This window comes from Corynebacterium sp. MSK044, assembly GCF_030232825.1.
GTDB lineage: Bacteria > Actinomycetota > Actinomycetes > Mycobacteriales > Mycobacteriaceae > Corynebacterium.
The window spans coordinates 193,826-214,522 of sequence record NZ_JASPJJ010000002.1 but is presented as its reverse complement, the minus strand read 5'-3'; the positions used below and the strand labels follow the sequence as shown (position 1 = coordinate 214,522).

Annotated in this window: 19 protein-coding genes; 16 read left to right on the top strand and 3 right to left on the bottom strand. The window is 59.3% G+C overall.

What is annotated here, in order from left to right; all coding sequences use genetic code 11:
• Positions 1-78: 78 nt before the first annotated feature.
• From QP994_RS02560 to QP994_RS02540, 5 genes are all read left to right on the top strand, one after another.
• Positions 79-771 carry a hypothetical protein gene (locus QP994_RS02560; RefSeq protein ID WP_284865264.1) on the top strand — a complete coding sequence of 231 codons (693 nt, stop codon included), beginning with the start codon at positions 79-81 and terminating at the stop codon, positions 769-771.
• A 79-nt stretch (positions 772-850) separates the two neighbouring features.
• Positions 851-1,849, top strand: a complete 999-nt coding sequence (locus QP994_RS02555) for a substrate-binding domain-containing protein (protein WP_284865263.1) — start codon at positions 851-853, stop codon at positions 1,847-1,849.
• Positions 1,846-2,898, top strand: a complete 1,053-nt coding sequence (locus tag QP994_RS02550; protein ID WP_284865262.1) for an ABC transporter permease — start codon at positions 1,846-1,848, stop codon at positions 2,896-2,898. The genes QP994_RS02555 and QP994_RS02550 overlap by 4 nt, the downstream gene beginning before the upstream one ends.
• Before the next feature lie 3 nt (positions 2,899-2,901).
• Entirely contained in the window at positions 2,902-3,660 is a 759-nt protein-coding gene (locus tag QP994_RS02545) for an ATP-binding cassette domain-containing protein (protein ID WP_284865261.1), read from the top strand.
• Positions 3,661-3,855: 195 nt separating this feature from the next.
• Positions 3,856-7,311 (top strand): Cna B-type domain-containing protein, encoded by a 3,456-nt coding sequence (locus QP994_RS02540; RefSeq protein WP_284865260.1) that lies wholly within the window; start codon positions 3,856-3,858, stop codon positions 7,309-7,311.
• A 265-nt stretch (positions 7,312-7,576) separates the two neighbouring features.
• On the opposite strand, the gene QP994_RS02535 is transcribed toward QP994_RS02540, so the two are convergent.
• From QP994_RS02535 to QP994_RS02525, 3 genes are read right to left on the bottom strand one after another with little or no spacing between them, the layout of a single operon-like run.
• Positions 7,577-7,897 carry a hypothetical protein gene (locus QP994_RS02535; protein ID WP_284865259.1) on the bottom strand — a complete coding sequence of 107 codons (321 nt, stop codon included), beginning with the start codon at positions 7,895-7,897 and terminating at the stop codon, positions 7,577-7,579.
• Positions 7,898-7,912: 15 nt separating this feature from the next.
• A complete protein-coding gene (locus QP994_RS02530) occupies positions 7,913-8,377 on the bottom strand; it encodes a YbjN domain-containing protein (protein WP_284865258.1) in 465 nt (154 codons plus the stop codon).
• A gap of 1 nt (position 8,378) precedes the next feature.
• Positions 8,379-8,849 (bottom strand): YbjN domain-containing protein, encoded by a 471-nt coding sequence (locus QP994_RS02525; RefSeq protein ID WP_284865257.1) that lies wholly within the window; start codon positions 8,847-8,849, stop codon positions 8,379-8,381.
• Between the two features lie 199 nt (positions 8,850-9,048).
• On the opposite strand from QP994_RS02525, the gene pyrR reads away from it, so the two are divergent.
• From pyrR to QP994_RS02470, 11 genes are all read left to right on the top strand, one after another.
• Positions 9,049-9,600 (top strand): bifunctional pyr operon transcriptional regulator/uracil phosphoribosyltransferase PyrR, encoded by a 552-nt coding sequence (gene pyrR, locus QP994_RS02520; protein ID WP_284865256.1) that lies wholly within the window; start codon positions 9,049-9,051, stop codon positions 9,598-9,600.
• The gene (locus QP994_RS02515) at positions 9,600-10,547 is read left to right on the top strand and encodes an aspartate carbamoyltransferase catalytic subunit (RefSeq protein ID WP_284865255.1); all 948 of its coding nucleotides are present in this window, start codon (positions 9,600-9,602) and stop codon (positions 10,545-10,547) included. Before pyrR ends, QP994_RS02515 begins: the two co-directional genes overlap by 1 nt.
• Positions 10,525-11,835, top strand: coding sequence for a dihydroorotase (locus tag QP994_RS02510; RefSeq protein ID WP_284865254.1), 1,311 nt, complete (start codon positions 10,525-10,527; stop codon positions 11,833-11,835). The genes QP994_RS02515 and QP994_RS02510 overlap by 23 nt, the downstream gene beginning before the upstream one ends.
• A 2-nt stretch (positions 11,836-11,837) precedes the next feature.
• A complete protein-coding gene (locus QP994_RS02505; protein WP_284855610.1) occupies positions 11,838-12,341 on the top strand; it encodes a carbamoyl-phosphate synthase domain-containing protein in 504 nt (167 codons plus the stop codon).
• Positions 12,342-12,364: 23 nt separating this feature from the next.
• A complete protein-coding gene (carB, locus tag QP994_RS02500; RefSeq protein ID WP_284865253.1) occupies positions 12,365-15,736 on the top strand; it encodes a carbamoyl-phosphate synthase large subunit in 3,372 nt (1,123 codons plus the stop codon).
• Positions 15,737-16,573: an orotidine-5'-phosphate decarboxylase gene (pyrF, locus tag QP994_RS02495; protein ID WP_284855608.1), complete on the top strand. Its 837-nt coding sequence runs from the start codon at positions 15,737-15,739 to the stop codon at positions 16,571-16,573.
• A gap of 236 nt (positions 16,574-16,809) precedes the next feature.
• The gene (mihF, locus tag QP994_RS02490) at positions 16,810-17,130 is read left to right on the top strand and encodes an integration host factor, actinobacterial type (protein WP_284855607.1); all 321 of its coding nucleotides are present in this window, start codon (positions 16,810-16,812) and stop codon (positions 17,128-17,130) included.
• A gap of 12 nt (positions 17,131-17,142) precedes the next feature.
• Entirely contained in the window at positions 17,143-17,724 is a 582-nt protein-coding gene (gene gmk, locus QP994_RS02485; RefSeq protein WP_502869994.1) for a guanylate kinase, read from the top strand.
• Positions 17,725-17,730: 6 nt separating this feature from the next.
• On the top strand, positions 17,731-18,039 hold the full coding sequence (gene rpoZ / locus QP994_RS02480) for a DNA-directed RNA polymerase subunit omega (RefSeq protein ID WP_284855603.1): 309 nt from the start codon (positions 17,731-17,733) through the stop codon (positions 18,037-18,039).
• Between the two features lie 387 nt (positions 18,040-18,426).
• Entirely contained in the window at positions 18,427-19,059 is a 633-nt protein-coding gene (locus QP994_RS02475; RefSeq protein WP_284865252.1) for a DUF3558 family protein, read from the top strand.
• 111 nt (positions 19,060-19,170) lie between these two features.
• Entirely contained in the window at positions 19,171-20,685 is a 1,515-nt protein-coding gene (locus QP994_RS02470; RefSeq protein ID WP_284865251.1) for a hypothetical protein, read from the top strand.
• Positions 20,686-20,697 lie beyond the last annotated feature (12 nt).

Here is a 20,697-nt window from a genome sequence, read left to right as displayed (position 1 = left end):
TGTAGCCTTGCGGGCACACGATTATTCCGGCACCTGGTACGACTGAGACGACGAGACATTGCGAGGGAAGTGGAGCGAATGCGCAAGGCCAAAACGATTGCGACGGTACTAGCGGCAACGGCGCTGACAGTGGCTGGCTGTTCAGGGAACGCTGAAAACGGCGAAGGAGAACCAAACACCACACAGAACAGCGCCGTGCGAAGCGATGCTGACACAAGCGACGCCCAAGACCAAGCAGATCCCGGTGCCTGTGCCACTGAAGTGAGCATCAAGGCACTCCTGGACGAAATGCCGAATGAGCTCGTGGGGTTGCCGTATGACCCGGACTACAGCACGGTGATGGATGAGGGGTGGAATCACTACTACCAAAACGGCCCGGAGCAATTCTCCGTCGGCGTTTCGTACTACGACGAAGAGCTGGGGCAGGATCCATGCCCGAGTGACCCCAAGAAGGCTGCCCAAGACGAGCGCAAGCTGCACATGGAAAGCTACCAAGAACAGCAGAAGCGTGACGGGGAGGCAGTACTGCCGTGGGATGAGTTCGAGTTCACGGTGGGGGACCGCTCCTTCGCGTGCGCCAAGCACCCGGAGGCAGACCTGCGCCAGTTCTTCTGCTCAACGAGTTTCGGCAACGCTGCGGCAACCACGTACATGTTCCGCCACTCGCAAGGCGACTCCCAGGATGTTGAGGACATGAAGGAAGCCATGGCTGAACTGACACCGCTGTTGGACAAGCAGCCCGTAGGCCCAGGATTATCCGACCTCAACTAAGGCCCAATGCCCGGCTACTTAATCGGTAAAGAACGATTGGGATGCCGGGTTTTCCGCTGTGACGGGGCACACTGGGTGAATGAAAAGTTTCTCTAAGCTGTACAAAGTCGCGGCAGTGGCGGCCGCGGTGGGTCTCACTCTTGCGGGTTGCTCTTCCACAGGTGGGGCTCAGCGTGAGGGTGAGGCTGGCGGCACGGGTGGCGGTGGGGTAGACACCCCGCGCTACGTCGTGTCAATGGTTACTCATGGTGCCCCGGGTGATACGTACTGGGACCTCGTGCGCAAGGGTGCGGAGGATGCAGCGAAGAAGGACAACATCGAGCTGCGTTACTCCTCTGACCCGCAAGCGCCGAACCAGGCGAACCTGGTTCGTTCCGCGGTGGACTCGAACGTGGACGGCATCGCGGTGACGCTGCCGAATGCGGAGGCTATCGGTCCTGCCGCGAAGCTCGCTACGGAGGCAGGCATCCCGGTTGTGGGATTGAACTCTGGCATGAAGGAGTATGACAAGTACGGGATCACCGGCTTTTTCGGCCAGGACGAAACGGTGGCCGGCACGGCAGCGGGTGAGCGCCTGAAGGAAGAGGGCAAGTCCAAGGTTCTTTGCGTGATCCATGAGCAGGGTAACTCCTCCCAGGAAGCGCGTTGTGCTGGTGTGAAGGAAGGCCTCCAAGGCGAGGTTGAGCTCCTCTACGTCAATGGTCAGGACCTGACCTCGGTGCAGTCCACGATTAACTCCAAGCTGTCCCAGGACAAGTCCTTCGATACCGTTTTTGCGCTGCAGGCCCCAGTGGCAATGCGTGCAACGGAGGCTGTGAAGCAGTCTGGTTCCAAGGCGCAGGTGGTTACGTTTGATACGAACGCTGAGCTGGTGGACGCCATTGCGGATGGTCGCGTGGCGTGGGCTGTGGACCAGCAGCCGTATCTGCAGGGATACCTCGCAGTGGATTCTCTCTGGGTTGCTAAGCGCAACGGCGGCACCTTCGGTGGTGGCCAGCCGGTATACACGGGCCCGAGCTTCGTTGACAAAGACAATGTGGAGAAGATTGCTGAGGCCGCCAAGGCAGGCCTTCGATGAGTCAGACAATCACAGACGAATCGACTGAGAGTAACTCGGACGATCGGCTACGTACCCACACCGGCCTCGCCAAACTGATCCGTCGCCCGGAACTAGCTAGTCTGCTCGGTTTCCTGGTGATCTTGAGCCTCTTCCTGGCGGTCGCCCCGGCGTTTCGTTCGTTTGAGGCGATGGCCACGATTCTGTATGCCAGCTCTACGCTCGGCATCGTGGCACTCGCCGTGGGGTTGCTCATGATCGGCGGGGCGTTCGACTTGTCTTCTGGTGTTGCGGTGACCACCGCGGCGCTGGCGGCATCGATGCTCAATTACAACCTGCATTTGAACTCGTGGGTGGGTGCGGGCCTCGCGCTCATCATCGCGCTGGCTATTGGTGCACTCAACGGCATTCTTGTCACGCGCACCGGCATTGACAGCTTCCTCATCACGCTCGCCGCATTTCTCATGCTGCAGGGCCTCAACCTCGCCGTGACCAAGCTCGTCACCGGCCAGGTGGCCACACCATCCATCGCGGATATGGAGGGCTTCGCCTCCGCACACACCTTCTTCGCTGGCAGCTTCCACATCGGCAACGTTCGTATCAGCGTCACGGTGATCTGGTGGTTGCTGTTCGTCGCGATTGCGTCGTTCGTGCTTTTCCGCACGAAATTCGGTAACTGGATCACCGCCGTCGGTGGCGATGAAGATGCCGCGCGTGCTGTGGGTGTTCCCGTCCGCCTGGTTAAAATTGTGCTGTTCATGACTGTCGGCTTCGCTGCATGGTTTGTGGGCATGCACACGCTGTTCGCCTTCGATTCGATTCAGGCGGGCCAAGGCGTGGGCAATGAATTCTTGTACATCATCGCCGCTGTCATCGGTGGTTGCGCGATGAAGGGCGGCCGCGGCACGGCGATCGGCACGATGATCGGTGCGCTCATCTTCGGTATGACCAACCAGGGCATTGTCTACGCGGGCTGGAATCCTGACTGGTTCAAGTTCTTCCTCGGTGCGATGCTTTTGTTCGCGGTGCTCACCAACACTTCATTCGCCAACATCACGAAGGGGCGGTAGGCCATGTCCATCATTGAGTTGCGTGACATCACCAAGTCATACGGCACCTTCGACGCCTTGCGCGGAGTGGACCTCACCATCAACGCGGGCGAAGTCACCTGTGTGCTCGGCGATAATGGCGCGGGCAAATCGACGCTCATCAAGATTCTTGCGGGTTTGCACGCCCCAACGAGTGGGCAAGTGCTTATCGACGGCTCCCCTGTCACCTTCACATCCCCCCGCGACGCCCTGGATGCGGGTATTGCCACGGTGTACCAAAACCTCGCCATTGTTGATGAGCTGAGCGTGTGGCGGAACTTCTTCTTAGGTCAGGAACTGACCGGTGTGCTCGGCACGCTGAAGCAGGAGGAGATGAAGCGCATCTGCTCCGAGCAGCTTCTGGAGATGGGCATTGACATCCCCGATGTGAATGTGGAGGCCGGCAACCTGTCTGGTGGCCAGCGGCAAGTCGTCGCCATCGCCCGCGCTGTCTACTTCGGTGCCCGGGTCATCGTGCTTGATGAGCCCACCGCGGCACTCGGCGTGAAGCAGTCCGGCGTGGTGCTGAAGTTCATTGCTGCAGCCCGTGACCGTGGCGTCGCGGTCGTTCTGGTGACCCACAACCCACACCATGCCTATCTGGTGGGCGACCATTTCATGATTCTGAAGCTCGGCCGCCAGGAGCTCGACGCCTCCCGCGACCACGTCACCCTAGACGAGCTCACGCGCGAAATGTCGGGCGGTGCTGAACTCGAGGCACTTAGCCACGAGTTGAACAGCTAGGAGATAGCGCTTGCGCTACCTCCTCGTGCTTTGTGCATTGGAGTCGAGTTTTTGCAGCATAGCGAGTATGTTGTTAGCTATTCATCGTCTGGCATTGAGCTGGTTATAGGTTTCGGATTGAGTAAAGGTTTTGCAGTGACAGGGTTGAAAGCTTTTGGGCGTGGACTACAAAGCACAGTGGTAGTGCTCATCGCCATGCTTCTTGCAGTGTTCATGGTGCTTGCACCGCAATCTGTGTACGCGACTGAAACTGGGAGCGCCGCTACTGGCACACCTGGCAGCGACATGGCGACGGCCACGGAGACCGCCGAGGGAAATAACGCCCCAGCGGAGGAACCTGCACCTGCTGCAGATTCCAATGGACTAACCGCCGGTGGCGGCACCAAAGCATATGAGCTCATTGGTGAGTGGAAACAGCAGCCGAATGAGGTGACCTCCGGCCTTGATGTGCTGTCGATGGTGTGGTGGCTGGACATCAATGATTCAGCAGCGGCGCCAGGCAACAGGCCGACGAAAGACAACTTGCTCACGGTGAGCGTCGAAAATGCTCATTTCGGTGCGATTCCCAGCCAGTGCTTGAGTGGGGACAAGGGCGCTTCGAAGCTTTCTGAAGATAAGCGCACCCTGACCTGTGACATCGGCGAGCGTGATGAGGGAACCGCTCAAATGGTGCTGTCAGGTGTGAAAGTGGACGGACCGGGCAAGTCGAAAGTCAAAGCCACGGCAACCTTCCGTGGGCTTGAGGCGGAGCTGCCTGAGATTCCTGTGATTGCGCCTTTCCTCATGGACGCCAAGTTCGATGGTGGCGCGGCGACGTCGCTGACCGGTGATCCGGACACCTTCCAGTTCATGAATTTCCCCTTCTCGCTGGCTCACGCAAAAGGCTCTGCGAAGGGGCCGGACACCGTCAGCTATGACATCACCATCAACGGCGTGAACGACGAGGATATTACGCTGCAGGATGTCGCCTGCGCACCGATCGATCGCGTGCAGCCGGGCTACCCATTCTCGGCTTCCGGCAAGCCAGAAAATCAAACCACGAAGTTCCCTACGTGTGAGTTCACAGCGGTGGAGGGAAAGAAGAACACGTTCCGCTTAACGTTGTCTGATTTGGATTACACGTCCAAGCGCGCGGAGTTGGATTCGAATGGTGTGCTTCTGCCACAGGTGCAGCCCAAACACCCGCGTGAGGTCATTGCTGCTGGTGAACTTCGCGTGAAGGTGCCATACGTCACCTCCGGTCCAAATAAGAATGAGGACACCAACATTCACCTGGAGGCATCTGCGCCGACGTATACCGCCGAAGATGGCTCAACAGCTCAGGATGACCCGTCCAATAATGAGAACAAGGCGCCCTTGGTTCGTGGTAACTGGACTGGTGCATGGGTGGTTGCTTCACAGTGGCCTAAGGCTTACCCAGGTATTGGTTGGTCCGATACTTCTCGTGCGCCTGCTGGTGCCACCGTCATGTCGGTGTCGGGTATTGGCCCACGCCGGCCGGGTAACTCGTTTAATCATTCAGGCGGCTTTGCAGACACCTGGATCTGCAACACCTTAGATACGAAGCGCGTTGATTTCGTCGATGCCCGTGTGGTGGCTGATCCAGAGGCGAAACCAAATGTTTATTACGGTGAGCACATCGAGGACCTGAAGATCCTGTACTACACGGGTGAGGTGGAAGACCCGAACCTGTTCAAATGCGGAACGAAGGAAACTCCGTTTGATGAAGGGAAGGATGAAAAGGACGGCTGGAGTTACACCAAGCCGGCCGATCTATCCACGGTTAAGGCCCTTAAAGTACGTATTCCACACGACAAGGCTTACCTGTCCAAGCTCCCCAAGTCTCGCTTCTACCTGACTGTTGAGCAGCGGATCCATGATGACGCTCAACCTGGTGACGATGTGTGGACGTTTACATCGGTGTTGGAGGAAGACAACACCGAATGGAATATGGATCTTAACGCTAAGCGTTACTTCCAGCGTATTACCGATGAAGAAGAGATCACGCCTTCCTATGCCAGTCCTGGTGTGGTGACTGACGGGGTGCGTTACCCGTACACCGGTCCTGGCCGCGATTTGCTGCGTGTGGTGGGTTCCTTGCCGGTTGTAGCGAAGGACGCAGCGCAGCCGGAGTACGGTCCGGGTGAGGAAGCAGATTTCACCATCCGTTACGGCCTGGAATCTGAGATTGCCAATATGCCTAATGCTCAGGTGGTAATCAAGGACACTCTGCCGAAGGGTATGGAGTATGTCGCGGGCAGCGCTGATGTTGAGCCTGAGGTGTCAACGAACTCCAAGGGCGAGCAGGTGCTGACGTGGACGAAGGAAAACGTTGAGCCGAACCTCCGCGTTTTGGAGGACGGGAACCCGGGCATCATCAACTATAAGGCCATCATGCCGAAGGATGCGAAGCCCGGTGATGTTCTGACGAACGAAGTAACAGCGACGAGTCAGAGGCAAACCCGCAAGGCGCAGGCGAAGGTGACAGTGCCGCAGGCCGGCTACACGTCACTGAAGAAGAATGTGGCTGAGTCTGTCATTGAAACCGCGCCGAATGGTGTGGCTGCCAATGAGTGGACGATTGAACTCACGTCTAAGGATCCAACGAAGTCGAACCTGACGGATGTTATTGATGTGCTTCCTGCCAACGGCGATGCCCAGGGCTCGAAGTTTGAAGGCAAGTTCAAGGTGACAGGCGTCGAAGGCGCTGCAGGTGCCAAGGTATACAGCACCACCGTCGATCCGGCGAAGGTTGATGAGGATCCGAATGCCACAATCAATGGTGCAACGGGTAAGCCATCTAACATCTGGACAGAAGGCGTGAAGGAAGACGCCACAGCAGTGCGCGTGATTACGAACGCTCCTTTGGCCTACGGTGATGTGCAGAAGATCACCATTAAGACGGAACTGCATAACGCTAAGAGTGGCGACGTTGTGGTGAACAAGGCCGTTGGCCGCGCTGAAAACACCAAGCTGCGTATGCGCACCTCTGCTCAGTTCACTGTCCGCACCCCGGTGGACGTCACTGTTGAGAAGGTATGGAAGGACGACAAGGGCGCAGATCTGACGGACACGCCGAAGTCCGTGAAGGTCCAGCTCATCCGCAAGCAGGGCGAGGAGAGCACCCCTGTGGGGGACAAGGTTGAACTCAATGCTGACAACGAGTGGAAGCACACGTTCACTAACCTTCCAGCCGTAGTGGATGAGGAACCGGTCACTTACACGGTGAAGGAAGACGAGATCGAGGGATTCACATCCAAGGTTGAGGTGAAAAATGTCGACGGCGACTACCAGGTCACGGTGACGAACACCCGTAAGCCGGAGCTGACTCCAAGGCCGACCCCCACACCCACACCCACATCAACTCCAACCCCGAAGCCGACGCCGACTCCAACCCCGAAGCCGACACCGACACCAACCCCGGGAACGTCTGGAACCCCGACACCGACGCCAACCCCGTCTGGCACTCCGACGCCGACCCCAACACCGGGTACCTCCGAAACCCCGACGCCAGGCCCCACACCAGGTCAGCCGAGTGGGCCTAAGAAGGACCTGGCTAGCACCGGTGCCGCTGTCACGGGATTGGTGGCATTGGCACTCGCCGCGATTGCCGGCGGAGCGCTACTGATGGTCAGGTCGCGGAAGCAGTAATCCCACTGCGCTGACAGCGCCACAAAACTAATGGGTCCGACTGGTTCAACCAATCGGACCCATTAGGTATTTAGGGCATGTAACCAACAACTTGAGTGGCGTAGGGATGAAGGCCTCTGGTTACTCGGCGCGAGTCATTTCAGGAAATTTGCCCCATAATTAGAGTGCCCAGCTGGAACAATCGCCGTACTCCTTTTTGTTTTGGAGAAATTGCTCGAATGTAGGACTCGACAATCTTTCGTCCAATCTTTGGTAAATACGCAGATCACACAGCGAACAGGACGACTAACACGCCGATGGCAAGCGCAATGAAGGTACCAATCAAGATGAGCAGAGGGAGCCCCAGTGTGACGGCCGTGAAGATGGTGGACAGGATCCCGCCAGTGGAGGAGTCGTTCTTGTCCATTGCCTGGTACGGGTTGGGCTGGCCGTAGGGCTGTTGCCCGTAGGACTGCTGACCGTACGGCTGTTGTTGTTGCCAGTAGGACTGTTGCTGGTACTGCGGGGCGCCTTGAGGTGGGGTGCCGTAGGGCTGGTTGTCCTGCGGCTCCTGGGGTGGGTAGGTGTTGCCGTAAGGGGTGGTCATGGTGGGGCCTCCTGGTTATGGGGTGTCGTCGGCAAGCTTGGCTTGGGCTTCGCTGATCTGCTCGGAGAGGGCGGACATGGCATTGTGTGCGTTGACAACAGCCTTGACAGCGCGGTCGGAGGCGGAGCGGAGTTGCTCGTCGGTCATACCAGCGGCAACGGAAACTTCGGCCTCGGTGCGGATGACGAGGTTCTCTGACTTGTTGCCCACGATGGCGCGAGCGCCGATGAGGGTGGAATTCACCTCATTGGCGGCGAGGTAGTAATTCGCGTCAGGGGAGTCGGCGGCGGTGTCCGTGGCGGAATCAGCGCGGACGATGAACACGGAGTCAAGCAGCACAACGAGGAGTTCCAGGTTGTCGTGGGTGCCCTGCGCCACGCGGCCGGTGGAATCAGCGGTGACGCCCACGCCGGACTGGGCGAAAGCATCAACGATGCGGTCAATGGTGACCAGGCTGGGGGTTGAATTCGCGGTAGTCAATTTAGTTCTCCTCCCACGTCACGGCTGTTGGGAAAGACTCAGCCAAGAAATTGAAAGCCTGCATGGTTGCGTTGATGGAGGTGATGATGAAGGCGCCCAACTGGTTCGTCGATAAGCCACGACTTGCATCAAGCGACCGAATACCCGTGATGGCCAGGGTGTTCTCCTCACTCTGGAAGAAACGCAGAGTTGGCGTGAAATGTGACTGGTTGTACTCATTCGTGGCGTAAAGGAGCGAGGACACATCCTCCGGCGCGAACTCGCCGCGCCACACAGATTCGAAGACGAGCGTGCCGTCGTCGAAGGTGAACACCATCGCGGCGTTGATGAAGCCGGTGCGAACGACGGGCTCTTCCAGGCGGTATTCCAAGCCCTCGCCCTCAAGTACGGCGGCGATGTCGGCGAGGCCGACCTCGCGGACACGATCGTCCTCGGTGAGCTCCGGAGGGTGGTTCTCATTGGGTGTGGTCATGGCATCCAAGGTTACCTGTGTTGGTTGTAGGCTTGGCGGGTTAGTTTGCACTGGGGGTTAAGTGGGCGGTGATGTGGTCTGCGATGTGGGGTGAACGAGTGGAAAAAGTGCTAGTGTTGCAAGCGTCTACCAAGCATTGGCAGGCGCTAAAAAGAAGCATCCTTTAAATTCCGCACAGAGAGGCGGGGAAGGAGGTTCGATGAGTGCCACGAAGTTGCTTGACGCCAGTGACGTCTCGCGCACGATTGCACGCATCGCGCACCAAATCATCGAGAAAACAGCGCTCGATTCACCTGGTGCACCAACGGTGATTCTGTTGGGCATCCCATCTGGGGGAGTGCCCTTGGCCCAGCGCATCGGCGCGGCGATTGAGGAATTCGCGGGGGTGAACGTCCCTGTTGGAAGCCTGGATGTCACCCTCTACCGCGATGATCTGCGCCGCCGCCCGCACCGTGCATTGAGACCCACGGACATTCCAGGTGATATCAACGGCGCGACCATCGTGCTGGTTGATGATGTGCTGTTTTCCGGCCGCACGATCCGCGCCGCACTCGACGCCTTGAGCGCTATCGGCCGGCCCGACATTATCCAGCTCGCCGTCCTCGTGGACCGCGGCCACCGCGCCGTGCCTATCCGCGCGGATTACGTGGGCAAAAACATCCCAACGGCACTGAGCGAGGACGTCACTGTGACGCTCACGCCTATCGACGGTGAAGATGCCGTCCTCCTGATGAAAGAGGGCGAGGAATAATGAAGCACCTGATCAGCATCGCGGACTTGAGCCGCGAAGAGATCATCGGGCTGATGGATGAGGCAGACCGTTTCCGTGAAGCCCTGGATGGCCGTGAGATGAAGAAGCTGCCCACCCTGCGCGGGCGCACCATCTTCACGCTGTTTTACGAAAACTCCACCCGCACCCGTTCCTCTTTTGAGACGGCGGGCAAGTGGATGAGCGCGGACGTGATCAACGTGTCTGCATCCAGCTCCAGTGTGAAGAAGGGCGAGTCCCTCAAAGACACCGCCGCCACTTTGAAGGCCGTGGGCGCGGACGCGATCATCATGCGCCACCCGTCTTCCGGTGCGCCGAATCTGCTGCGTGAGTGGGTGCCGGGTGCTGCGATTATTAATGCGGGCGATGGCTCGCACCAGCACCCGACGCAGGCACTGCTTGATGCCGTGACCATGCGCCAGCACATTGGTTCCGTCGAAGGCAAGAAAGTGCTCATCGTCGGTGACATCTTGCACTCCCGCGTGGCGCGCTCCAACGTGGACTTGCTGTCCACACTCGGCGCAGAAGTCGTGCTCGTTGCACCGCCGACTCTGCTGCCCACCGGTGTGGAGAACTGGCCGTGCCGCGTGGCCTATGACTTTGACGCGGAGATCGCGTCTAGTGATAAACCCGCAGTTGTGATGATGCTGCGCGTCCAAGCTGAGCGCATGAACGGAGGCTTCTTCCCGTCCCACCGCGAATACGCCACCTTGTACGGGCTCTCCCAGGACCGCGCTGACAAGCTTGGCGCTGACACCCTGATCATGCACCCGGGGCCGATGTTGCGCGGCATGGAAATCAACTTCAATGTCGCCGACCGCGACAACACCGTGGTCCTCGACCAGGTGACAAACGGTGTGTACACCCGCATGGCGGTGCTGTTCACCCTGCTAGCCAGTGGCGACGATGCGCTGGAAGGAAAGGAGTAGGGCAGTGACAACACTCGCTTTGAATAATGTCCGCCCCTACGGCGAAGACGAAACGAACATCCTCATCAACGTGGAGGCCGGTGTCATCGAGTCCATCGGTGATGCACCCTTCACCGGTGCCTCCGAGGTTGTGGATTGTGGCGGCAACGTGCTGCTGCCGGGTCTTGTCGACGTCCACGTGCACCTGCGTGAGCCGGGCCGTGAAGACACGGAGACCATTGCCACGGGTTCGGATGCTGCGGCGGCGGGCGGCTTCACCGCTGTGTTCACCATGGCGAACACCCAGCCTGTCATCGACCAGCCTTTCCTCGCCGACGCGGTGTGGGAAAAGGGCCAGGCCTACGGCAAGTGCGATGTTTATCCGGTGGGTTCCATCACCAAGGGTCTCGGTGGGGAGACACTCACCGAGATCGGGCTGATGTCCCGTGGTCACGTGCGAATGTTTTCTGATGACGGTCGCTGTGTCAACGACCCGCAGCTCATGCGCCGCGCCATCGAGTACGCGAAGGCCTATGACGTTGTGCTGGCACAGCACGCTGAGGACCACCGCATGACCGAGGGCTCCTGCGCCCACGAGGGTGAAAACGCTGCTCGTCTGGGTCTGCGCGGCTGGCCACGGGTGGCGGAAGAATCCATCGTTGCCCGCGACCTGATCATGACCCGTGACTACGGTGGGCGCTACCACCTCTGCCATGCCTCCACCGAGGGCACCGTATCCCTCCTGCGCTGGGCCAAAGAGCAGGGGATTGACGTCACCGCTGAGGTCACCCCACACCACTTGCTGCTTACGGACGACAAGCTGGAAACCTACGACGGTGTCTACCGCGTCAACCCACCACTTCGTGAGAACAAGGACACGCTCGCGCTGCGCGACGCGCTACTGGACGGCACGATTGACGTCGTGGCCACCGATCACGCACCGCACGGCTCTGAAGACAAGTGCGTCGAGTTTGAAAACGCCAAGCCCGGCATGATCGGCCTGGAAACCTCCCTGGCTATCATCGCCCAGATCTTCGTCGAATCCGGCCTGGCGGACTGGCGCTTCGTGGCCAAGGTCATGAGCGAACGGCCGGCTGAAATCCTCCGTCTGACGGACCACGGGCGACCAATCGCCGTGGGTGAGCCCGCCAACCTCACCCTCATCGACCCGGATTCGCCGTGGACCGCTGATGGCACTGAGATGGCCTCCAAATCCACAAACACGCCCTATGAAGGCTCCACATTCAAAGCCCGCGTCATTTCCACGTGGCTGCGCGGCACCACAACCTACTCCGCAAAGAAGGCATAACAGTGACAACAACTAACCAAGCTTCCCAGTCACAGAACACCCAGACCACCTCGTCGATAAGCAATCGCACGCGCGCGAATCTCGTGCTGGATAACGGTGCAACGTTCCCGGGCTTCCTCTTCGGCGCAGCGCCGGCCGCAGACATTGCTGGTGAGGTGACATTCACCACCGACATGTTCGGCTACGAGCAGCAGATGTGCGTCCCGGAGCATTCGGGTCAGATCCTCGTCTTCGCTACCCCGGAGATCGGCAACGTTGGTTGGACAGGTCAAGGTGCCGGCGAGGGTAGGACGGACATCACCGTCTCCGCAGTGATCATCCGTGACCTCTCACGCATCGCTTCGAACCATGAAGCGAAGCGCAGCCTCGAGGAAGAAATGACCGCACAGAACGTCACCGGCCTGTGGGGCGTAGATACCCGCATGCTCATCCGCGCCATCGCGGACGCCACCCGCAAGGGTGAGACCGTGCGCGGCCAGATCATCGCAGAAAAGCAAGAAGCCTAAGAGAAACCAGGGAGAAGAAAAAAATGAAGCGAGAAGATCTTAATCACGTCCTGGTTATCGGCTCCGGCCCGATTGTTATCGGCCAGGCCTGCGAGTTCGACTACTCAGGCACCCAGGCATGCCGTGTGCTTAAGGCTGAAGGCCTGCGCGTCACGCTGGTGAACTCCAACCCGGCCACCATCATGACCGACCCGGAATTCGCCGACCACACCTACGTCGAGCCGATCGAGCCGGAATACATTGACCGCATCCTGGCCCGCGAGAAGGAGCAGGGTCACCCGGTGGATGCGATTCTGCCAACCCTGGGTGGGCAGACCGCGCTGAATGCCGCGATCAAGCTGGATCGCTTGGGCATCTTGGACAAGCACGGCGTTGAACTCATCGGCGCAGACATTGACGCGATTGAGCGCGGTGAGGACCGCCAGAAGTTCAAGGACATCGTGGAAAAGATCGGCGGCGAATCCGCTCGCTCCCGCGTGTGCTTCACCATGGAAGAGGTCGAAGAGACCGTCGCTGAGCTTGGCTTCCCGTGCGTTGTCCGCCCGTCCTTCACCATGGGTGGTCTGGGTTCCGGTCTGGCATACAACATGGATGACCTGCACCGCATTGCCGGTGATGGCCTGACGGCTTCGCCCGAGGCGAATGTCCTCATCGAGGAATCCATCCTCGGTTGGAAGGAAATCGAACTGGAGCTCATCCGGGACAAGGATGACAACTGCATCACCATCGCCACCATTGAAAACGTGGACGCGATGGGCGTGCACACCGGTGACTCCGTCACTGTGGCGCCGGTGCTCACCATGACTGAGCCCGAAGTAGCCACGATGATTGAGCAGGGCAAGGCCATCATCCGTGAGGTAGGTGTGAGGACCGGTGGCTGCAACATTCAGTTCGCCATCAACCCAGTGGATGGCCGCATGATCACCATTGAGATGAACCCGCGCGTGTCCCGCTCCTCCGCGCTGGCATCCAAGGCAACCGGCTACCCGATTGCAAAGGTGGCAACCCTCCTAGCCATTGGTTACACGCTCGATGAGATCCCCAATGACATGACCGGCGGCGCCATCACTGCACTGGAAGAGCCAACCCTGGACTACATCATTGTGAAGATGCCGCGCTTCGCCTTTGAGAAGTTCCCGGGCTCCGATGAGACCCTGGGTACTTCCATGAAGGCAGTGGGTGAGGCCATGGGCATTGGCCGCAACTACATCCAGGGCCTGAACAAGGTCATGCGTTCCATGGAGGACAAGCCGAACGGTTTCTGGACCAAGCCGGATGAGTACTTCGCCGGCGAGCGCGCCACGGATGTCGCCGCTGTGCTTGAGGATCTCAAGGTGCCTACGGACAAAAGGCTTTACGACGTCGAGTTGGCCCTCCGCCTCGGCGCCACCGTCGATGAGGTGTACAAGGCCTCTGGCATTGACCCGTGGTTCCTCGAGGAGCTCGTTGCACTGATTGAGTTCCGCAATGTGCTTGTAAGCGCCCCGGTGCTCGACGCCGAACTGCTCCGCGAGGCCAAGGTCTTCGGCCTGTCCGATGCCCAGATCGCTGCTCTGCGCCCTGAGCTTGCCGGCGAAGACGGTGTGCGTTCCTTGCGCTGGTCGCTGGGCATCACCCCGACCTTCAAGACGGTAGACACCTGCGCTGGTGCCTACGAGGCGAAGGTGCCGTACCTGTACTCCGCGTATGAATATGACCCGAATGCGGAAACCGAAGTGCGCGTTGCAAGCTCCGCGCAGGAAGAAAAGGAGAGCGAGCGCGAGAAGGTCATTATTCTCGGCTCAGGCCCGAACCGTATTGGTCAAGGCATTGAGTTTGACTACTCCTGTGTTCACGCCGCCCTCGAGCTCTCCCGCGTGGGCTATGAGACGGTGATGGTCAATTGCAACCCGGAGACCGTGTCCACCGACTACGATACCGCTGATCGTCTGTACTTCGAGCCACTGACCTTCGAAGACGTGATGGAGATCTACCGCGCTGAGGCAGCCACCGGCACCGTCGCCGGCGTGATCGTCCAGCTGGGTGGCCAAACCCCGCTCGGCCTTGCACAGAAACTTGCGGACGCGGGTGTGCCCGTCGTGGGCACCACCCCTGAGGCCATCGATCTGGCTGAGGACCGTGGCGAGTTTGGCAAGGTCTTGGAAGCCGCGAACCTGCCTGCCCCGGCCTACGGCACCGCAACCTCCTTCGAAGGCGCCCGCGAGGTGGCGAACCGTATTGGTTACCCGGTGCTGGTCCGCCCGTCCTACGTCCTGGGTGGCCGCGGCATGGAGATCGTCTACGACGAGGAGAACCTGCGCGACTACATCAACCGCGCAACCGAACTGTCCCCGGACCACCCGGTGCTGGTGGACCGCTTCCTGGACAACGCCATTGAGATTGACGTGGATGTGCTTTGCGACGGCAAGGATGTTTACCTCGGCGGCGTGATGGAGCACATTGAGGAAGCCGGCATTCACTCCGGTGACTCCGCGTGTGCACTGCCGCCCATGACTCTGGGCCCAGACGACATTGACAAGGTCCGCCGTTCCGCCGAAGCGCTCGCGCATGGCATTGGTGTGAAGGGGCTGATGAACGTGCAGTTCGCCCTCAAGGATGACATCCTCTACGTCATTGAAGCCAACCCGCGTGCCTCCCGCACCGTGCCGTTCGTATCCAAGGCCACTGGCGTCCACCTGGCCAAGGCTGCTGCGCGCATCATGCTTGGCGCTACCATCGCCGACCTACGCGAGGAGGGCATCATTCCGTCTACTTACGACGGTGGTTCCCTGCCACTTGATCACCCAATTGCGGTGAAGGAAGCTGTCCTGCCGTTCACCCGTTTCCGTCGCCCGGACGGTGCCGTGCTGGACACCATCCTCGGCCCGGAGATGAAGTCCACTGGTGAGGTCATGGGCTTGGCACCGTCCTTCGGCGTTGCCTTCACCAAGGCTGAGGCCGCTGCCTTCGGTGAACTTCCCACAGAAGGCACTGTCTTCGTGTCGCTGGCCAACCGCGACAAGCGCACGCTGATCTTCCCAATCCAGCGCCTGTCCACCATGGGCTTCAAGGTCCTGGCCACGGAAGGTACTGCACAGATGCTGCGCCGCAACGGCATCGAGTGTGAGGTCGCTCTCAAGGCTTCTGCCGTCCGCGCTGGTGCTGAGGGCAAGTCCATCGTCGACCGCATTTTGGACGGCGAGGTTGATTTGGTGCTCAACACTCCGGCTGGTTCTGCCGGTGCACGCCACGACGGCTACGACATTCGCGCCGCCGCAGTGGTGTCCAACGTGCCGATCATGACCACGGTGCAGGGTGTTACCGCGGCTGTCCAGGGCATCGAATCCCTCCGTGACAATGAGATCACTGTGACGAGCCTCCAAGAGCTCGAGCACAACGTTCAGGCAGGGGAGTAGATGAGCCAGGGGAGCACTGGGCGAGGCTTTGGCGCACGCCTAGTTGATGCAGGCGTGGACTACGGCCGTCTGTGCGTAGGAATCGACCCGCACGAGCAGCTTCTTGCTGCCTGGGGGCTGAGCAATGACGCAGAGGGCTTACGCGAATTCTCGCTGCGCTGCGTGGAAGCCTTTGCGGGCCACGTGGCCCTGATCAAGCCACAGGTGGCGTTCTTTGAACGTTTTGGCTCCAAGGGCTTCGCAGTATTGGAGGAGGTTATCGCCGCCGCTAAGGGTAGCGGCTCCCTCATTGTCGCTGATGCTAAGCGTGGGGACATTGGTTCCACCATGGCTGGCTATGCGGCGGCCTGGCTCGATGATGCCTCACCGCTCTGCTGCGATGCCGTGACTCTCACCCCGTACCTCGGCGTCGGTTCCTTAGACCCCGCCATTGCGCTGGCGGGGGAGAAGGGCCGTGGCGTGTTCATCATGGCGGCCAACTCCAACCCGGAGGCCGAAGCCTTCCAGGAGCAGCAGCTAGGCAGCACTGGTGGCACCGTCGCCCAGCACATGGTTGATGAGTGCGCTCAATACAACAAGACCGACATCGGCCATGTGGGCCACGTTGGGGTTGTCGTTGGTGCCACGGTGAAGAACCCGCCGCGGTTAGAGCACCTCAACGCGCCGGTGCTTATGCCTGGCGTGGGGGCGCAGGGTGCAACGATGTCTGATGTCGCTCGCATTGCGGGCGCAAACAGCCATCTTGTTTTCCCGAATGTTTCCCGCTCCGTGCTCTCCGCTGGCCCGAACGTTGAAGACCTGCGTAAACGGGCAAAAGAACAGGTTTCATCAACCTAATCGAACCCTAGTTAGCGAAAAACCTAAAACTGCTGGTAGGTTGAAAACGTCGACGCGGTGACATGCCGAAACACTGGTAGTGTTACCGCGTTATGCAAGGGCCAGTGTTAAACTGAACCGCGATCGGCCAATCACACGGTTGTAATTAGAAAAGCAGCTGTGCAATAGTGTCGAGTCGGTTCAAATGCTGGACTGTCAAAAACTAACTAACCCCTACTATTTATGGAGGAACCGAAGTGGCCCTTCCCCAACTGACCCCGGAGCAGCGCCAGGAAGCTCTGGCTAAGGCTGCAGAGGCACGTAAGCAGCGCGCAGAGCTGAAGGCTTCCCTGAAGCGCGGCGAGACCAACCTGAAGGAAGTTCTCGCGAAGGCTGAGTCCAACGAGATCATCGGCAAGACCAAGGTCTCTGCTCTCCTGGAGGCTCTGCCGAAGGTGGGCAAGGTCAAGGCACGCGAGATCATGGAAGAGCTGGAGATCGCTCAGACCCGTCGCCTGCGTGGCCTCGGCGAGCGTCAGCGCCGTGCACTGCTCGAGCGTTTTGGCTTCGCGGACTAATCGGTGACAACCGTGAATAAGAAGGGTCGGCTTGTTGTTTTGGCTGGCCCTTCTGCCGTTGGTAAGTCAACTGTGGTTCAGCGCCTCCGGGAGTCAGTGGAAGATCTGTACTTCTCCGTCTCCATGACCACGCGTGATCCACGTCCGGGAGAGGTTCACGGCAAGGATTACTTCTTTGTCACACCTGAGGAATTCCAGGACAAGATCGACGCGGGTGAGATGCTCGAGTGGGCTGATATCCACAGCGGGTTGCAGCGTTCAGGCACTCCAGCGGGTCCAGTGCGTGAGGCTATGGAAGCCGGCCGTCCTGTGCTCGTAGAGGTTGATCTTGCTGGCGCTCGCAACATCAAGATGCTCATGCCGGAAGCAACGACTGTTTTCCTTGCTCCACCGTCATGGGAAGTGCTGGTTGATCGTTTGACCGGCCGCGCGACAGAATCTCAGGATGTCATTGAACGTCGCCTTGAAACGGCGCGTGAGGAGCTTGCCGCCCAGGATGAGTTCGACACAGTCATTGTGAACAAGGACCTGGATGAGGCGGTTTCAGGGATTAGTGATATTCTTCTGTCCGTTAATCGTCCGACCAATGAATAGGTGTAAGTGAGCAACGTGACCAACGATCTGGCTACTTCGGCTGATGTCGATGTCAACGAGCAGGTGTATGACACACCTGAAGGCATCACGGCACCGCCTATTGATGAGCTGTTGACCAAGGTGTCTTCCAAGTACGCTCTGGTGATCTTCGCCGCTAAGCGCGCGCGTCAGATCAACAGCTACTACCAGGAGCAGGATGAGGGTGTGTTCGAGTTCATCGGCCCCCTGGTCACTCCGGAGCAGGGGGAGAAGCCTCTGTCTATCGCTCTGCGTGAGATCGAGCACGGTCTCTTGGAGCATGAGGAAGGCCAGTAAGCCTCAACTCATCAGTTTTAGCGCGGGTCTCGGTGTAAGCCGGGGCCCGCGTTTTGCCGTTCGAGCGCGCTCAATTTTCTAAGAGTTTCTCAATCGCTTATCGACGTCCCCCTTCTCGACCCGCCCTCCCAAGTCGCCTTGACATGGTTATTTGTTTCACCTATAACAATTATTTCCCCCTGAACGGGGGTATTACTCTAAGGAAGCATTCAGGAATATTTAAGAGAAAACTGCTGGTCAGCGCGTTGCGTCGTTGAATGTCCACTTTAGTGGACAGTTTGGTGTTCCGAATCTGAGGAAACCATGCCATATTCAAAGGGCAGCCGGTCAGTGCCGGGGCAAACGAAGATGTGAGGATCCACCTAGAAATCCGGGGGGTAGGCGGATATGAAGCACAGGGGCTTCTCCTACATCACGGGGGTCATGTTGACCGTGGCACTGACTGGTTGCACACCTTTCCAGGACACCGGAGAAACCACCGCCGAACCTCACGGCACGATCGACACAGCAACACCAGCTGAAGCCTCCGAGTCCCACACTGCATCCCAGACCGGCGCTCCAGCCTTCCACTTCGCCAGTGGCGACCTCGTCCTCGGCGACTTCGACTACAACGCCATCAAGGACAACCTCTTCAACCCTTGCACCGAAATCTCGGCGGAGGAGTTCGCGGCGGTGGGGCTGGAGCCTTTGGAAGGCCAACGCGTTCTGGATGGTGGGGGCGTTGGCTGTGGCCTCGTTGGGCGAGATATCCAGAGGGCATACTCCATTGTCACTTCGTCAGCCACTACCGATTACTTAGGGACCGTGCCGGACTTGGTGATCAACCCATCGGCTTCAGAGGTTATCCCCGGTCTTATTACTTACAAGGGCCAAGGTGACTGGGGGCTTGGGTGTGTGGCGGCGGTAGATACGGTTCGCGGGCAGTTGTCCTTGATCGTCGATGAAGGATTTCAGTCAGCCGAGCTTGATGAATTGTGTGACTCGGCAGTTCAGATTGTTGAAGAGTTTTACCAAAATTAAACAAATAATCGGGGGTTAAAAATGGGGATGTACTTCGACGCACAAGCTGTTAAAGACGGTGCTGGATTGCTTGCGTCGGCAGCCCAAAAGCTAGGAGGAGATCTTTCAGTCGTGCACGGAGTCGGTCTGGGCGCGTTCTCGACTGTCTCCGGCTTCGATCAGGCCGGGCAGATGCACGGCTCGATTAGTGCGGTGAGTCAGCCTGAGGCGACGCGGGGGTTGGGTACGTTGCTGGCCAATGCGGCTAAGCTGCTGTCGGAGCAGGCTGATGGGTTTACAGCGGTGGATGTGGGGATCGGGGAGTCCTTTAATTCGCCGGGTGGGGATGTTTCAGGTGGGTTGGTTACGTCCACGTTGGAGCAGCCCCTGGTTAATCCTTTTAGTGTTATTACTCCCATCGCGGGGAGGCCACTGAATTTGGAGTGGTTGGTATCCCAGTTGGCCGCGACGGATGTGGCGTCGATGATGGGGGTGTCGCAAAACTGGTTCTCAACCGCCACGACGCTGAGTCAAGCGCTTGAAAAGGTGCCAGAGGCCTTGAGGCTGCTGGCAGGGTCCGCGGAGACGGAAGCGGTGAGTACGGCCATGGGCCATGTGGAGTTGGTTGCTTTGGCAGGTGCACGCTATTTGACCAACTCTGAGGTGCTAGGCGTTCATACTGGCGGACTTGTGACGCTGAGTGAGGCTAGTGCGATTCAGGCGGCATCAGTGCTGGCGGCCTCACGGGCAACGGCGCATCCTTTAGCGGCTAAAGGGATCGAAGAGGCCTATTTGAATACGTATGGGCCACGCCTCACCACGGAGTTGCATCCGACGGTGCCGAGCTTCCATCAGCTGCTGCCCTCTCTGGATTCAGCCAAGGGGGGATTGATGGATGAAGGTGGTTCAGGTGCTGGGATACCGGACTTCACCCAGCAGGCATTGCCACAGGTGGTAAGTCAGGCCTTGACTGAGGCTGGGTGGCAAGATCTTGCGCATGCGTCGACACCGGCCGAGATCATTGAGCAGGTAGGTCGCCCCAATCCGGAGATGTTGGACTTCATTGCCTCCGGAGCGACACCCACGCAGGTCGCTAGTGCCACGGCGCCTACCTTGCCACCGGTAGGAGCGATGGGTGGTGCACCCCTGGGTGGCACCATGACGCCAGCTGGTGCCGGTGGTCTCGGAGGTGGGTTTGGCTCACCGGGCGGACTGGGAGGTTTCGGTGGAGCTGCACCGATGCCGTTTGCCGGTCGAGGAGCCGCTGGCTTTGGTGCCGGTGCGGGATCAGGTTTCGGTGCTGGTGCAGGCCGTTTTGGTGGCGGTGTGGGGCCGGGTATGTCCGGTGTGGGAAGCAACGGTTTTGGTTCCGGTGCTGGCGCTGGCGCTGGTGCGAACGGCATGATTGCTGGTTCGTCCGGTGCGGGGGCGCGGGCTGGAGGGCCTGTTAATGCAGCGAGTGGCGCCGGTGGGTACGGTGTGGCGCCCGGGATGGGAGCACGTGGAGGCAAGCAGCAGAAGCGTGGCCGGGTGCAAGCGGTGACATCGGCGGTAGAACGCGAAGGTAACTTGAAAGCACTTCTAGGGGAAGCGCCTGAGGTTGTGCCTGGTGTTATTGGTGCCTGGGTGCGTGAGCCTCGCCGCTAGCCGAGGATGCGG

What these genes read in the sequence shown, in the direction of transcription:
- QP994_RS02560 (WP_284865264.1), top strand. Translation starts at nt 79, where the DNA reads ATGCGCAAGGCCAAAACGATTGCGACGGTACTAGCGGCAACGGCGCTG.
- QP994_RS02555 (WP_284865263.1), top strand. Translation starts at nt 851, where the DNA reads ATGAAAAGTTTCTCTAAGCTGTACAAAGTCGCGGCAGTGGCGGCCGCG.
- QP994_RS02550 (WP_284865262.1), top strand. Translation starts at nt 1,846, where the DNA reads ATGAGTCAGACAATCACAGACGAATCGACTGAGAGTAACTCGGACGAT.
- QP994_RS02545 (WP_284865261.1), top strand. Translation starts at nt 2,902, where the DNA reads ATGTCCATCATTGAGTTGCGTGACATCACCAAGTCATACGGCACCTTC.
- QP994_RS02540 (WP_284865260.1), top strand. Translation starts at nt 3,856, where the DNA reads ATGCTTCTTGCAGTGTTCATGGTGCTTGCACCGCAATCTGTGTACGCG.
- QP994_RS02535 (WP_284865259.1), bottom strand. Translation starts at nt 7,897, where the DNA reads ATGACCACCCCTTACGGCAACACCTACCCACCCCAGGAGCCGCAGGAC.
- QP994_RS02525 (WP_284865257.1), bottom strand. Translation starts at nt 8,849, where the DNA reads ATGACCACACCCAATGAGAACCACCCTCCGGAGCTCACCGAGGACGAT.
- pyrR (WP_284865256.1), top strand. Translation starts at nt 9,049, where the DNA reads ATGAGTGCCACGAAGTTGCTTGACGCCAGTGACGTCTCGCGCACGATT.
- QP994_RS02515 (WP_284865255.1), top strand. Translation starts at nt 9,600, where the DNA reads ATGAAGCACCTGATCAGCATCGCGGACTTGAGCCGCGAAGAGATCATC.
- QP994_RS02510 (WP_284865254.1), top strand. Translation starts at nt 10,525, where the DNA reads ATGCGCTGGAAGGAAAGGAGTAGGGCAGTGACAACACTCGCTTTGAAT.
- carB (WP_284865253.1), top strand. Translation starts at nt 12,365, where the DNA reads ATGAAGCGAGAAGATCTTAATCACGTCCTGGTTATCGGCTCCGGCCCG.
- pyrF (WP_284855608.1), top strand. Translation starts at nt 15,737, where the DNA reads ATGAGCCAGGGGAGCACTGGGCGAGGCTTTGGCGCACGCCTAGTTGAT.
- QP994_RS02475 (WP_284865252.1), top strand. Translation starts at nt 18,427, where the DNA reads ATGAAGCACAGGGGCTTCTCCTACATCACGGGGGTCATGTTGACCGTG.